General features: G+C 43.5%; 16 protein-coding genes and 1 pseudogene. 9 read left to right on the top strand and 8 right to left on the bottom strand.

The annotated features are described in order from the left end of the window. Positions 1-28: 28 nt before the first annotated feature. Together argS and G9F50_RS01430 are read right to left on the bottom strand one after the other, a co-directional pair. On the bottom strand, positions 29-1699 hold the full coding sequence (gene argS, locus G9F50_RS01435) for an arginine--tRNA ligase (protein WP_007407633.1): 1671 nt from the start codon (positions 1697-1699) through the stop codon (positions 29-31). Then, positions 1696-2124 (bottom strand): YwiB family protein, encoded by a 429-nt coding sequence (locus G9F50_RS01430; protein ID WP_060562420.1) that lies wholly within the window; start codon positions 2122-2124, stop codon positions 1696-1698. The genes argS and G9F50_RS01430 overlap by 4 nt, the downstream gene beginning before the upstream one ends. 153 nt (positions 2125-2277) lie before the next feature. On the opposite strand from G9F50_RS01430, the pseudogene G9F50_RS01425 reads away from it, so the two are divergent. Beyond that, positions 2278-2790, top strand: a pseudogene (locus tag G9F50_RS01425) (bacteriocin biosynthesis protein AlbG); the annotation flags it as partial. Between the two features lie 6 nt (positions 2791-2796). Here the strand turns inward: G9F50_RS01425 and G9F50_RS01420 are convergent. After that, entirely contained in the window at positions 2797-4173 is a 1377-nt protein-coding gene (locus G9F50_RS01420; protein WP_060562419.1) for a YncE family protein, read from the bottom strand. A 39-nt stretch (positions 4174-4212) separates the two neighbouring features. Continuing rightward, entirely contained in the window at positions 4213-5568 is a 1356-nt protein-coding gene (locus G9F50_RS01415) for a YncE family protein (protein ID WP_060562418.1), read from the bottom strand. Positions 5569-5798: 230 nt separating this feature from the next. Between G9F50_RS01415 and G9F50_RS01410 the strand changes: the two genes are divergently transcribed. The 7 genes from G9F50_RS01410 to G9F50_RS01380 all read left to right on the top strand — a co-directional run bounded on the left by G9F50_RS01410 (position 5799) and on the right by G9F50_RS01380 (position 8909). Further along, positions 5799-6944, top strand: coding sequence for a response regulator aspartate phosphatase (locus G9F50_RS01410; protein ID WP_007407638.1), 1146 nt, complete (start codon positions 5799-5801; stop codon positions 6942-6944). Further along, positions 6928-7047: a PhrC/PhrF family phosphatase-inhibitory pheromone gene (locus G9F50_RS01405; RefSeq protein ID WP_015240778.1), complete on the top strand. Its 120-nt coding sequence runs from the start codon at positions 6928-6930 to the stop codon at positions 7045-7047. Before G9F50_RS01410 ends, G9F50_RS01405 begins: the two co-directional genes overlap by 17 nt. Positions 7048-7244: 197 nt before the next feature. Next, positions 7245-7448: a helix-turn-helix transcriptional regulator gene (locus tag G9F50_RS01400; RefSeq protein ID WP_007407640.1), complete on the top strand. Its 204-nt coding sequence runs from the start codon at positions 7245-7247 to the stop codon at positions 7446-7448. A gap of 13 nt (positions 7449-7461) precedes the next feature. Next, positions 7462-7665 carry a hypothetical protein gene (locus G9F50_RS01395; protein WP_007407641.1) on the top strand — a complete coding sequence of 68 codons (204 nt, stop codon included), beginning with the start codon at positions 7462-7464 and terminating at the stop codon, positions 7663-7665. 34 nt (positions 7666-7699) lie between these two features. Further along, entirely contained in the window at positions 7700-7885 is a 186-nt protein-coding gene (locus G9F50_RS01390; RefSeq protein ID WP_007407642.1) for a DUF4177 domain-containing protein, read from the top strand. Between the two features lie 186 nt (positions 7886-8071). Further along, positions 8072-8353: a hypothetical protein gene (locus G9F50_RS01385; protein WP_007407643.1), complete on the top strand. Its 282-nt coding sequence runs from the start codon at positions 8072-8074 to the stop codon at positions 8351-8353. 43 nt (positions 8354-8396) lie between these two features. Then, complete coding sequence (locus G9F50_RS01380) at positions 8397-8909, top strand: stage II sporulation protein M (RefSeq protein WP_031378560.1); 513 nt, start codon at positions 8397-8399, stop codon at positions 8907-8909. Positions 8910-9499: 590 nt separating this feature from the next. Here G9F50_RS01380 and G9F50_RS01370 read toward each other — a convergent pair. From G9F50_RS01370 to speE, 3 genes are all read right to left on the bottom strand, one after another. Continuing rightward, positions 9500-9718 (bottom strand): helix-turn-helix transcriptional regulator, encoded by a 219-nt coding sequence (locus G9F50_RS01370; RefSeq protein WP_003151056.1) that lies wholly within the window; start codon positions 9716-9718, stop codon positions 9500-9502. A gap of 165 nt (positions 9719-9883) precedes the next feature. Then, positions 9884-10756 carry an agmatinase gene (gene speB, locus G9F50_RS01365; protein ID WP_007614448.1) on the bottom strand — a complete coding sequence of 291 codons (873 nt, stop codon included), beginning with the start codon at positions 10754-10756 and terminating at the stop codon, positions 9884-9886. A gap of 58 nt (positions 10757-10814) precedes the next feature. Continuing rightward, positions 10815-11645, bottom strand: coding sequence for a spermidine synthase (gene speE, locus G9F50_RS01360; RefSeq protein WP_003151052.1), 831 nt, complete (start codon positions 11643-11645; stop codon positions 10815-10817). A gap of 199 nt (positions 11646-11844) precedes the next feature. On the opposite strand from speE, the gene G9F50_RS01355 reads away from it, so the two are divergent. Further along, a complete protein-coding gene (locus tag G9F50_RS01355) occupies positions 11845-13917 on the top strand; it encodes a transglycosylase domain-containing protein (RefSeq protein ID WP_060562417.1) in 2073 nt (690 codons plus the stop codon). Between the two features lie 24 nt (positions 13918-13941). Here G9F50_RS01355 and G9F50_RS01350 read toward each other — a convergent pair whose 3' ends face one another. Beyond that, the gene (locus G9F50_RS01350; RefSeq protein WP_060562416.1) at positions 13942-14373 is read right to left on the bottom strand and encodes a hypothetical protein; all 432 of its coding nucleotides are present in this window, start codon (positions 14371-14373) and stop codon (positions 13942-13944) included. Between the last annotated feature and the right edge of the window lie 98 nt (positions 14374-14471).

Genomic DNA, 14471 nt, shown 5'->3' with positions numbered 1-14471 from the left:
GCCCGAAGACTTTGTCCTTTGATCATCATTACATTTTTTCCGGAGCGGATACGCCGATCAGCTGAAGCGCATTGTTCAGCGTAATTTGCGTCGCCTTCATTAAAGCGAGACGCGCGCGGCTCTTCTCTTTATTTTCCGGATCGATGACTTTCTCCGCATTGTAGAAGCTGTGCAGAGCGGAAGCCAGATCATAAATATAGTTTGTGACACGGTGAGGAATGCGTTTTTCCGCCGCTTCTGCCACAGCCTCAGGGAAGCCGCCGATCGTTTTCAGCAGGTCATATTCTTTTTCTGATTGAATATGGCTGAAATCAAGATCTGCCGCCGGTTTAAGTCCCTGCTCCTCCCCTTGGCGAAGCATGCTGCAAATACGTGCATGTGCGTATTGTGCATAATACACAGGGTTTTCGTTAGATGTGGATACGGCAAGATCCAAGTCAAAATCCATGTGCGTATCAGCACTGCGCATCGCGAAGAAATAACGCACGGCATCCAAGCCGACTTCTTCAATCAAGTCGCGCATCGTTACGGCTTTCCCCGTACGTTTGCTCATCTTCATTTTTTCGCCGTTTTTGTATAAATGAACGAGCTGAATGATCTCAACTTCCAATGTGCCTTTCTTGTAACCGAGCGCTTCAATTGCCGCTTTCATACGCGGAATATACCCGTGGTGATCCGCGCCCCATACATTGATGAGCTTGTCGAATCCGCGGTCAAGTTTGTCTTTATGGTATGCGATATCCGGCAGCAAATAAGTGTATGAGCCGTCTTTTTTGATCAGCACACGGTCTTTATCGTCGCCGAACGTTGTGGAGCGGAACCATGTCGCGCCGTCCTCTTCGTATACATGGCCCTTTTCGCGAAGCGCCTCAAGCGCCTGATCAATTTTTCCGTTTTCGTACAGTGACGTTTCAGAATACCATACGTCAAACGGTACGCGGAAATTTTCCAGGTCAGAGCGAAGTTTATCAAGCTCGTACTTTAAGCCGTATTCACGGAAAAACGCCTGACGTTCGCTCTCCTCTTCATGTACGAAACGGTCGCCGAAATCTTCGGCAAGCTTTTTCCCGATGGCGATAATATCCTCGCCGCGGTAGCCGTCTTCCGGCATCGGTTTCTCGAGACCGAGCGCTTCAAAATAACGGACTTCAACGGAAAGCGCCAGGTTGTTAATCTGGTTGCCCGCATCATTAATATAGTACTCGCGGCTCACATCATAGCCCGCTTTAGAAAGAACGCTGCACAGCGCGTCACCTACCGCCGCGCCGCGCGCATGGCCTAAGTGAAGATCTCCCGTCGGGTTGGCTGATACGAATTCGACCTGAATCTTTTCGCCTTGTCCGATGTTTGTCTCACCGTAATGTTCACCCGCTTCAAGCACGGACGGAATCAGTTTTGTTAAGTAGCTGTTGTTCATGTAAAAGTTGATAAAGCCAGGTCCCGCAATATCCATCTTTTCAATGGAAGCTTTGCCTTTATCAAATGACGCCACGATCTCCTCAGCGATTTGGCGCGGCGCTTTTTTTGCGATTCTTGCCAGCTGCATCGCCATGTTTGTGGAATAATCACCGTGTGTTTTTTCTTTCGGCGTTTCTAACAGTACGCTTGGAATCTGGCTTTCGTCCGCCAGGCCCGCTTTCAGAACGGCCGCTTTGATTTCTTCCTTCAGCACGTCCTTCATTTGTTCCGCAATGTTCATGCGTGAGTTCCTCCCTCATACGTGATCGTCATATTATGTAAATGCTGCTGCCCGTCTCCGACATGCATGTCATATGCGATGCTGATTCGGCCTTTTTCTTCACCGAGATCAGATTGAATCGATTTTGTGCTTGTTTCCAGCTCAAGCTCACCAAATGACATTTTATATTTCGCAATTGTGGAAGCTCCCGTTATGAAACGCTGATTCATTTTAACAGCGCCTGACCTCATGATCAGGACTTCGCCTTCGCTCACCTTCACAATCGTTTTTACTTTGCCTAGGTCGTGTTCTTCATAATAAGATAGATACACTTTTTGTTGTTTTACATAGTAAAATCCGGTAGTACGGAATTCGATGACTTCCTCATTTCCGTCATCCTCGATCACAGACTTCACATGGAGTGTTATCGGTGTCTCTTGCTTCATTTTGACACGTCCTTTTCATCATTCCACTTTGACTTGAATAGTATAATCATTCAGCTTGTAAACTTCAACTGCTTCTATCTTACCATCATTGCTCATTAGATTTGAAGATAAACCTCATAAAAAGCAGTTCCTTATGAGAAGAGAAAATCATATCACTATGTCACCCAATCCGTAAAAAACATGACAGCAGCTTTTCAGAAACTCACACAGTCTCATCGAAGCTGCTGCGACTTCCGGCAACATAGATTGTGCAGCAGAAATGCCAACGATGTCAAAGCGCTGCGTGACAGCTATAAAAACGTCCGCCAAACACACGTGATGGCTGCTGTATTATGCTAAGTCATCATATTCGGCTGCGTGTTCGAAATCGTCAAAGCCGTCCCTTTCCGCTTTCACACGCCCCTTGCCGTATCAATGGGACTCGCGGTGTTACTGATTTTGTATTTATTGTATTTTATGCGGACGTACTTGCTGCAGCTTTTCCAGCATGTCAGCCTGTTCAAAAAAGGGCTTGCGGGAGCGCTGACAGGAGCCGGGGTTTGGCGGATGCTCAGTTTCACCATAAGTGAACTGCTGTTTTTAATCATCCTGGCTGCCATCCAGCAGATCGGCTCATTTATTTATAAACGATTTTTTTATCGCAGCTCTGCTTCTCTCAACCTGTGAAATAAGCTACATCGCAATCGCTGACGGACCGGTCCCAACCGGAATCACCGTCATGGCTGTATAATCACTTGTGCGGTACACGGTTACGGTATTGTCGTCGGGCTGTGCTGCATAAATGCCCTGATTATCAGGTGTTACGGCGAGGTCAAAGGCGCCGGGCAGAGACACGTTTGCAATGATCCTCTGTCCAGCCGTATTAACTACGTATAAGTTATTAATGAGAAACGGTTCACTATATGGCTCTAGAAAATAAGCCCTAGTGCTATCGCGAGAAAATACAATCGTCCTCAGAGTTTCAAATAAACGGTTGAAGTCGCCTCCCCTGCTTAATGGTGACAAACTGATCTCCGTTACACCTTTCGGCAGCAGTTCACCATTCAACACATACGCAAAATTTCCAGCGTAAGGAGTGGCAATGAAACTGGGAAATTCAAATGTATCTATGATACTTTCTACCAACTGCCCAGTATTTACATCATGTTTATCAACCGACCAACTGCTTCCATTAGCGGTATAGACATACTGTCCATTCGGATCAAGAGCAAAGTCTAAAGCACCGGGTATCGGAGTGACATCAATGACCGATTGAGAGGCCATGTTGATCATATATATAGATCCGGCGGCCATCACGTACGCGAACTCATCTGTTGAATCAAATTCAACCTTTCTCGGCCCTCCTCCAACAGTGATGGTATTTATGATGGTTAATGTTTTATTATCTAGCACTGAGACAAGGTTGGTATTCCCATGGAGGACATACGTGAAAGCTTTATCGAAAGTAACGCCTAGATTAGTTGGCACGTCAGAAAAAGGGATTGTTTTTACAACAGTGTTTAAATCTGAATCAATAACCGAAACCGTGCTGTCTCCTGAATTGGCTGTAAATACATACGATTGAGGGTCTGGCGGTGGCGGTAAAACAAGTGTCCCGGCCACCGTAAGCGGACTGCCGTAGAAAGGCGGTACAATGAGAAGATCTTCCACTGTTATTTGACTGAAATCAGGACAGCGGCCAGACTGCGCTGCATAATAAACAACTTGATCAATCTCTTCAGTATGAATCACAGAAACAGACCCGTCCCCTTGTCCATATTGATTTCGTACAGGCGACACACTGACAAGAAGCGTAACGGTCCCTTTTACTCTCACGGCATATCGAACACCGATATCTTCTGGTTCCGGCCCAGTCTGGATTAAGCAAGGCTCACTGATACATAATAAATGATCAGTACTCCATGTAACCGTCGCAGCTGCTTCGGCAGAATCAATGGTGAACCCCTCGGGAATGTCAATCGGCACTTGAAACGGCGCTTCTCTGCTAATTTCCTCATCACAAAAACAGAAACAATTTTCCTGTAAAGCAGACAGATCATTCTTTTTCATGAATTCACGTCCTTTTAGAAATGTACAGCATGCAGTTGGTTAAATCACAATATCTCCCGGTGAAACCCCAAGAGATATCACAGTTTCCACAGAATAATCATCCGTGTTGTAAACAGTGATGTTCTGCTCTAAAAAATGAGCAGCATACAGAAATTCGCCATTCGGAGTAAACGCAAAGTCTCTTGCCGATTGCGGAACATTTCCTATAACGCCTGCACCATTCGGACTGACAGCATATAAATTGCCAGTGAAGCTGTCATGTAAATACACCTCTGATCCACTCGTAAACATTACATATTGGCCATCAGGCTCCAGCTCTTGGGTAATGCTGATCGTAAACGTATTTAAGTCAATAACCGTCAAATAATTGAATAAGAATTCTTGTTCTAAGACATACGCATACCGCTCCGGCCAATTTGTTTCTATGGATGATACGATAAGCTCTCGTTCAATCGTTCCTGTGACTTCACCGGTGAATAGGTCCACTTTTTGCACTAAACCAAAATCAAGAACATAGGCGAATAACCCATTGGGATCAATTGCAAAATCAAATCCTTCCACAGGAATCGACCTATCCACAGTTAACGTATCAATTCCAATCACATAAATCGCAGTATCGCCGAGAACATAAGCAAACTCATGATTTGGGATACATTTTATCGATCCAGGCGGCTGATCCAGCAGTATGGATGCTGTCACTGTTAAAGTGTCATAATCGATGACAGAAATCACATTATTGTTGAAGTGCAAAACAAACACAGCACTTTTATCCGGAGTTATTCCAATACCTGTCGGCCGGTACGGTAGAGCAATCGTTGTCACAACAGTATGAGTGTTTGTATCAATCACAGAAACTGATTGATCATTTGGATTCGCTGTAAACGCATAAACGGGTTCCGGCTCAGGAACAAACACAATCGTGCCCGTCACCGATAAAGGACTGCCATAGAATGGCGGAACGACAATAAGGTTCTCGATCGTAATGTCACTGACATCCGGGCAATCATCAGGCTCATCGGAATAATAGACGACTTGGTCAATCTCTGCATTGCGGATGACAGAAACAGACCCGTTCCCTTGTCCATATTGATTTCGCACTGGTGAGACACTGACGAGAAGCGTAACAGTTCCCTGCAGGCGCACTGCGAATTGAACACCGATTTCATCAGGCTCTGGCCCCGTCTCAATGAAACAGCGTTCAATGACACAAGAAAGGCTGTCTGCATTCCACGTCACGTTTGCAACAGCTTCAGCCGGATCAACGACAAACCCCTCAGGCAATTCAATCGGCGCTTGAAACATCGCTTCACGGCTTGCTTCTTCCTCGCAAAAACATAAACATTCTTCTTGTGCGGCTCCTGCTTTTTCTTTAAAGGAAAGCTTGTTATTTCTCATATCTTCACTTCCTTTTCAGACATACACTGCTCACGCAGATACAACAGAATATGGGAAGGTGTATTTGTTTGCTTGTACAAATTGTGGGGATAATAGTGGATTTTTGAAATGATATCCGCAGACATGCGGTTTTAACGAAAGAAAACATTGCGGTATTTTTGCGCTATCCTTCCGAATGAAAATGATAAAATATGTCATATACATAACGTGGAAGGGAGGGATTCGGAATAGTGGCGAGTGTTTTATCGTCTTCAGCGGTTGGAGAAAAAATCAACGAATGGTATATGTACATTCGAAGGTTCAGCATCCCGGACGCCGAGTACTTGCGGAGAGAAATCAAAGAAGAACTTGCAGGTCTGGAAGATGATCAGGATCTTCATCTATACTATTCTCTCATGGAATTCCGCCATAATCTGATGCTCGAATACCTCGAACCGCTGGAATCGCAGCGGATAGAAGAACAGCCGAGACTATCGGATCTGCTCGCGGATATTGATAAAAAGCAGGCCCGGCTGACCGGACGTCTTGATTATTATTTTAATTTTTTCCGGGGGATGTATGAGCTGGAATGCCGTGAATATCTTTCAGCGATTCAGTTTTTTAAGAAAGCTGAATATAAGCTTGATTTTGTCAAAGATTGTATCGAGAAAGCTGAATTTTATTTTAAGATGTCAGAGTCCTATTATTATATGAAACAGACTTATTTTTCTATGGATTATGCCCGGCAGGCTTATAAAATTTATCATAAGCAGGAGGCATATAATATAAGGGTGCTTCAGTGCCATTCATTGTTCGCTACCAACTTTCTTGACTTAAAGCAATATGATGAAGCAATTCAGCATTTTAAAAAGGCTTATGCCATGGCAGAGGCAGAACAGCAGCCTCAATTAATGGGCCGGACTCTATATAATATCGGACTTTGTTTTAACAGCCAAGAAAATTACAAACCAGCCATTGACTACATAAAACGGGCAATAGCTGTTTTTGAAGATGGGAACATCATCACTTCTCTCCCGCAAGCCTATTTCTTAATCACACAAATACATTATAAAATCGGAAATATGGCCATAGCCAGACAATATCATGACAAAGGGGTATCTTATGCAGAGGAGGCAGAAGATTCCCTATATATCGCCGAGTATGAATTTTTAGAATCTTTATATGTCGGTGAGCCTGATGAAGAAGCAATCATGGAATGTTTTGACTTTCTCAGAGATAAATCGATGTATGCTGATCTTGAAGATTTTGCCTTAGATGTGGCAAAATATTATCATGAAAGAGAAAATTTCGAGAAGGCTTCCGCATATTTTTTAAAGGTGGAAGAAACAAGACAGCAGATTCAAGGAGGTGTGAAGTTGTATGAAATTGAAGTATAAATTAGCACTTACTTGCTTGGCAATAAGCACTGTTTTTGTTTCAGCCGACATCGCAAGTGCACCGAAACATCAATTTGAAGTTGCTCAGCGCGGAATGATTTAAATGATGATTACTTTTAGGCTTGCAGGTTAAACTGCAAGCCGTTTTTTATATAAACAACTAATTTGCAAAAACAAAAAGTATACCTTAAAATTCAAATGTGTAAAAAGTATTTGACACATATACATATATTATTTAAAATAAATATATATAAATTTGAAAATTTAAAATAAAAACAAAAATATTTAAGGAGGGTTTTAGTGGATAACAATATTAAAAAACTTAGAACAGCAGCTGATATTTCACAAAATGATCTGGCTAAGCTCTGCAATGTGACCAGGCAAACCATCAATGCAATTGAAAATAATAAATATGACCCGACTTTAAGTCTGGCTTTTTCGATAGCTCATGCATTAAATACGGGAATAGATAAAGTATTCAACTATAACGCCAAAAAAAAGTAAGGGAGCGGTTCTTATGAAGAAAATGGATGAGATGCAAAAACACCAATCGGGTATAGCCGCCAGAATAGCATTTAGTTTTTATACTGTCGCTTTACTGATATGGTCATTAATAGATTATTTTAAAAACGGAAATACAGGATGGCAATTTCCAATACTTTTAATAGGCTGCGCGCTCTATTTATGGATTCAAGTTTATCATAATCGAAAAACAAGGTAACAATTCCAATACACTTCCGGAGGATTATACAGCAATGTACGAATATAAGTTTATAAAAGTAGAAGTAAACCGATGGAAAGGAAAGCCTAAAGAAGACTATAAAGAAATTATTGAAAAGTATTCGCAGCAAGGATGGAAGCTGGTTCAAATATTTGCTCCTCCTATTTCAGGTTATGGGGCAGCCGATTATTTTGATATTATTCTTGAAAAAAAAGTATAAATGTTTCAGTACAAAGAAAGCCGGATCATACATATGGTCCGGCTTTCTTTGTACTGAAATAAGCCAGCAGATACCTTAACGGATTTCACCTCTTAACTATTTTTTTCGGAAATCCGCAATTCAAATAGCTTCCAATATATTTTATTATTTAACTTGCTGGGGATATTGAAAAAATTGGAGGAAAAAATGAGTCTACTTTTAAAAACACAAAATAGTAAAGCGATTTTTACATTAGTAGCATCAGGAATCATTGTTCTCGCTCTTTTCAGTATAAAACATAATCATTTAAGCATGGATGTCATCGATATTTTAAACAGAGCTGGAATAATAGCTCCTAGTTGGATTGTCAGTGCTATCACTGCAACGGGTTCAGTCCTGGCTATCATTACTGTTTTAGGATCTCTTGGTGCAGGCTTGCCATTAGCCGTTTTAGAACAATTGGCTGCAGCAAGTACAGCAGCAGCTTAATATAAAACATTAAATTCAATATCCCTGGCAGTCCCTTAAACGATTGGATGAAAATACTTTGTTTAAAAAGAACGTTTTAGTCAAATTGTACATACTCTGTCTGATCTTATTTTTAATTGCTTTATTTACAGCATATTTTTATACAGATCCCGCTTCAAATGTAAATAATCTAAATCGAAATATCCGTCCGGATTTTTTTCAGATTTTCTTTAATAATATTAAAGTAGCGAGTCTGCTTGTTTTTTTAGGCCCGTTGACGCTGTCACTTGGCACGATTGCAGTTTTAATTATTAATGGATTCATTTTAGGAAATGCCATAGGAAACATCAAAGACAATTTAAACCTTTTACTGCTTGTTATACCCCATGGAATAATTGAAGTCCCGGTATTGCTTCTTGCAGCTTCTGTAGGAATGAAATTAACTTTGGATTTATTACTCCTCAAAATAAATTTAAAATTCACTTTTAAATATATTGGTATTATATTTCTCGGTTTAATGATAGCAGCTATGTTAGAAACATTTCTTACACCTATCTTTATAAAAGGAGTCTCTTAGGATTATGCAAATTGAATTATCTTCATTTAAGGACCGAAACATTAATTTTTTGTCCTCATTTTTGTTTTATATTATCGGGTTAGCTTTTTATTTAAGTTCCCTATTACCTTTTATGAAAAGTTTAATTCCCAAAAACATCCCTATACAAGTTGTTGAGCAAGTAAAACATTTAGATTATATCATCGCGATAGCCGCACTGTTTCTTTTAATGTTCGGGGTGATTTTTGAAGGATTTGTATTATTTCTCATTATAAATTTTCTTGGCGCTCAAATTAAGATTAAAACCTTTTATTCCCTATTTATGTTTTCTAACATCCCGGTCGCAATTAAGTTTTTTCTTATATCATTCAAAAACATTTTCGCAGAACATCCAAACACTAGTTTATTTTTCACAAGTAATCATTTGATTTTTTCTATCTTTGATTTGTTCAATATTGCATACTTATTTCTTTTGTTTATTCTTCTGAAATGGAGAACAAATTTGAACTACCTGACAATCTCAGTTTTTATTTTTACGGCATTCCTGTATAGAATGTTTTTTTAGCATATATAAATAAACCCCCTCAATAGGGGTTTTTCTTTCATTTCGTTCACTGTATACAATTCCTTTTATATGCTTCCGAAACAATACCGACTCTAGTACTCACATTCCACTTTTTACAGAGACCGGCTATGATATATTCGACATTACGCTGCGAGTAGTTTAATGACTTAGCGATCTCTTTATTAGGTTTTTCAGCAATTATCAGTTTAATTACTGAAATTTCAATCTTTTTTAATTCCAATTCATTTTCTACTGCTGTTTTCATTCTAACTTCCTTTCTAAAAATGTATTTACTAAATAATACCCTATTATATAATTTTTATCAATAACATCAATTATTAATAGTAAAATAATATAGCTTTTACTAACTTCTAAGTAGTTTATATACAATATAAAAATCCCCCGCATGTTTCAAGCGGGGGAAATTCTTTTATTTCACAAACCCAAGCAGCATTTCACGAATCATCTTGCTTGCCGTGTTTGCGGTTTGTTCTGAGTGGTCATAGACCGGCGCAACTTCTACGAGGTCAGCGCCTTTTACGTTGACTTCTGAGCGCGCGATTTCATGGATGGACGCGAGCAATTCTTTAGACGTGATGCCTCCTGCGTCAACCGTGCCCGTTCCCGGCGCATGAGCGGGATCAAGAACGTCGATATCGATCGTGACATAAACAGGGCGTCCCGCAAGCTGCGGCAGCACTTTTTTCAGCGGCTCAAGCACTTCAAACTTAGAAATGTGCATGCCGTTTTCTTTCGCCCATTCAAATTCTTCCTTCATTCCGGAACGGATGCCGAATGAAAATACGTTTTGCGGCCCGATGAGCTCGGCCGCTTTGCGGATCGGAGTAGAGTGGGAAAGCGGTTCGCCTTCATAATCCGTGCGCAGGTCGGTGTGCGCGTCAAAATGAATGATGGCAAGGTCCGGAAATTTCTTATACATGGCTTTTATGACAGGCCATGATACAAGGTGCTCCCCTCCCATGCCGAGCGGGAACTTTCCTTTTTCTAAAATGCTGTCCACGTATTCTTCAATCATATCAAGGCTTCTTTGCGGATTGCCGAACGGAAGCGGAATGTCGCCGGCGTCAAAGAAATTCAAATCAGCCAAGTCACGGTCGAGATACGGGCTGTATTCTTCAAGACCGATAGACACCTCGCGGATTCTCCCCGGGCCGAATCGTGAACCCGGACGGTAGCTGACCGTCCAATCCATCGGCATGCCGTAAAGGATGGCGTCCGCCTCTTTCCAGTCGGGGCGGCTTGCGATAAATACTTTTCCTGAATATGCTTCATCAAACCTCATGATAAAACCCTCGCTTTCCTGTAAAAAAGCGCAAGATTCGCTCCTGCGCCGTACGTTTTTATTTGATTAAGTCGCTCACAAATTTCGGAAGAACAAATGCCGCTTTGTGAAGCTCTTTCGTGTAATATTTCGTGTCGATGTCAAAGAAACGGCTGTCCTCCACTTCAAGCGGATCGTACTTTTTAGAACCGATCGTAAATGTCCACAAGCCGCTCGGGTACGTCGGGATATTAGCCGTATACAGGCGGGTGATCGGGAAGATTTCTTTCACGTCACGCTGTACGTTTGTAATCAGTTCCGGTGTAAACCACGGGTTGTCCGTCTGCGCGACGAAGATGCCGTCTTCTTTTAACGCCTTGGAAATTCCGGCATAGAAGCCTTTTGAGAACAGATTGACGGCCGGTCCGACCGGTTCTGTTGAATCAACCATGATGACGTCATACTCATTCTCTGATTTCGCGATGTGCATGAAACCGTCATCGACTCTCACGTCGACGCGCGGATCATCAAGCTTGCCCGCAATGGACGGAAGGAATTTTTTAGAGTATTCAATAACCTTGCCGTCAATGTCGACAAGCGTCGCTTTTTTTACGCTTGGGTGCTTCAGAATCTCTCTGATGACACCGCCGTCTCCGCCGCCGACAACGAGGACGTTTTCCGGATTCGGGTGCGTAAATAACGGGACGTGCGCAACCATTTCATGATAGACAAATTCGTCTTTTTCAGAAGTCATGACCATTCCGTCTAAGAACAGCATGTTGCCGAATTCTTCTGTCTCCACCATTTCCAGATGCTGAAATTCCGTCTGTTCCGTATGTAATGTTTGTTTCACCTTTAATGTAATGCCGAAATTCTTCGTCTGCTTCTCCGTATACCAAAGCTCGCTCAATTGTCATCTCCCTTTCAAGGCTTATTTCATTTATTGTAAGCGTCTGTAACGCTTTTATTCCGGTTAAAATCTCATTTTCACCTAAGGAAAAAGTATAGAGGATGGAGGGGAAAAAGTAAAGAAGTGTCCGGTTTGATATGTTTAAAAAACCCCCTTTTTTCACATAATAATAGAATCATGAAAAAGGGGGTCCCCAAAAGTGGATAAAGTATCTGGAAAACAGCTCAGAATCACATTCAAAATCATCCGCGCCTGCATCTTTCTGACACTGATCGGCGGAATGCTGGCCGGCGTCTGCTTCACATCCGTTCTTCTTGCAGCGAAATGGCAGGGGGCCCCCTCCGTCCGGGTTCCTCAGTCTACGATTCTTTATGCAAATGACGGCTCAAAGCTGGGTGAGACCGATTTCGGGGAAAAGCGCTACTGGGTCCGGTTAAAAGATATCAATCCGATAGCGGTGCAGGCCGCCATAGCGGTGGAGGATCAAAACTTTTACAATCACCACGGTTTTGATTACCGGCGGATGGCCGCCGCCGCGCTGGCTGACATAAAGGCAATGGCCAAGGTTCAGGGCGCAAGCACCATCACCCAGCAATACGCGAGAAATCTCTACCTTGAGCACGATAAAACTTGGAAACGAAAATGGAACGAAGCATTTTACACGATCCGCCTTGAACAGAACTATTCTAAAAACGAGATTTTAGAAGGTTATGTAAATACGATATATTACGGCCACGGCGCATATGGAATTGAAGCCGCCTCGCGCCTGTATTTCGGCAAACACGCCAAAGATCTGAACGATGCGGAAGCCGTGCTTTTGGCGGGCATACCGAAAGGCCCGTCCGGCTATTCGCCATATGTCAGCGAAAAGAAGGCCAAACAGCGCCAGGAAATCATTCTCCGACTGATGATCGGCCAAAAAATGATCTCAAAAGAAAAGGCGGAAAGGCTTAAGAAAACGCCGCTTGCCTATCAGCCGCTGAAAAACAGAACCGCGGCGAAAACGGCGCCTTATTTTTACGATGATGCGATGAAAGAACTCGAGAAAAAGCTCGGCATGACGCGCGAACAGCTGGCAACGAGCGGATTGCGTGTTTATACGACGCTTGATAAGCGCATGCAGCGGATTGCGGAAAACACTGTGGCACATACGATCCGTACCGGCTCTGACATTCAGGTCGGCTTTTCCGCGATTGATCCGGCAACAGGGCGCGTGCTTGCGCTTCTCGGCGGACGTGACTACGAAAAAAGCCCGTTTGACCGGGCGACACAGGCGAAACGGCAGCCGGCTTCCACGATCAAGCCGCTTTTGTACTACAAAGCGATTCAAAGCGGCTTTACACCGGTCACGCTGATGAAAAGTGAAGCCACAGAGTTCCAGATTGACGACAACGGAGATACTTATTCTCCAAGCAATTACAACGGCTACTACGCCAATAAACCGATTACGCTGCTTCAGGCGCTTGCGTTATCAGACAACATTTATGCCGTGAAGACCCATCTCTTTCTCGGCATGAATAAGCTCGTGTCGGCGGCAAAGGAATTCGGCATCAGCGAACATTTAAAGCCCCTTCCGTCTCTGGCGCTCGGAACTGAACCCGTGCGCCCGATTGAGATGGTAAATGCCTACGCGATGCTCGCAAACGGAGGAAAACAAATCACCCCTTCCTTTATCACAAAAGTGACGGATACCGCCGGCAACATCTTGTATGAACAGCCGCGCGGACATCAGCAGACGCTTGATAAGAAAGCCGCTTTTGTGACGGCGAGCATGATGACGGGCATGTTTGATCAGGATTTAAACGGCTATACTTCCGTCACGGGACGCACCATTTCTGACCGGCTGACACGAACCTATGGCGGTAAATCAGGCACGACGAGCGCAGACAGCTGGATGATCGGCTTTAACCCGGCTCTTGCCGCCGGTGTATGGACAGGCTATGACAAAAGCAGCACGATTGATTCAGTAGAGGAAAAAAGCTATGCGAAGACGATTTGGGCGGACTTTATGGAGAAGGCGCTCGAAGGAGAACCGGAAATAGCGCTTAAACCGCCGAAGGGCGTCACGGGCGTCTATATCGATCCCGCTTCCGGCTACACTTCGGGACCCGGCTGCGCCGCAAAGCATTATACGTATTTCATCGCAGGCACTGAGCCCGCGGATGTGTGCTACGGACCGGAACCTTCTAAAAAAGAAAAGGAACACGCCCCCGCCCGCAAAGAAGCTCCGCGCAAAAAGTGGTGGGATAAGTGGCTCGGCAAAAAAGACTGAGCCCGGTGCATTGCGCGCCGGGCTTTAATCCGCGTCTTCCTCAAGCACCCACGGGAGCAAGATTGAAAAGTCGAGATGGATAATAGGGTCAGGAAAACCCTTCGGTATAAAAAATGTTGTACTCGGCAATGAAAACGAAAAGCGGATCTCTCCCGCCCTCTCGATATGAAACTTCGGCCAGCCTTCCCTAAGCCTGCCGACAATCGGATAGCTGCCCGCATAATGATGCAGGCCGTTTTCCTTTCCATGCTCCCCCAAGTCGTGACAGACAGCCGGACGAATCCCAAACTGCGTAAACAATCTTGTTTTCTCGGCGGGAAGGAGATTCACCGCCTCGGAAAAGTTCCGGCAGCTCCCGCAATCGCAGGGATCAGGCCATGATTTTTCATATTGTTTTCTCGTTTCCTCCGCATCTGCTTCAATGACCCATGGCCCGATTTCAAAGACGGTGAACATGATGAAACCTCCGCGTAAACATGAAAAACCCCGAGTCTTGGTTCGGCTCGGGACTTTCCATGTCCTGATTCTGTATCAACAGTTTACTCAGTACAATT

The sequence above is a fragment of the Bacillus sp. EKM206B genome (assembly GCF_011066015.1).
Lineage (GTDB): Bacteria > Bacillota > Bacilli > Bacillales > Bacillaceae > Bacillus > Bacillus velezensis.
This window is presented reverse-complemented; position numbering and strand designations above follow the sequence as displayed.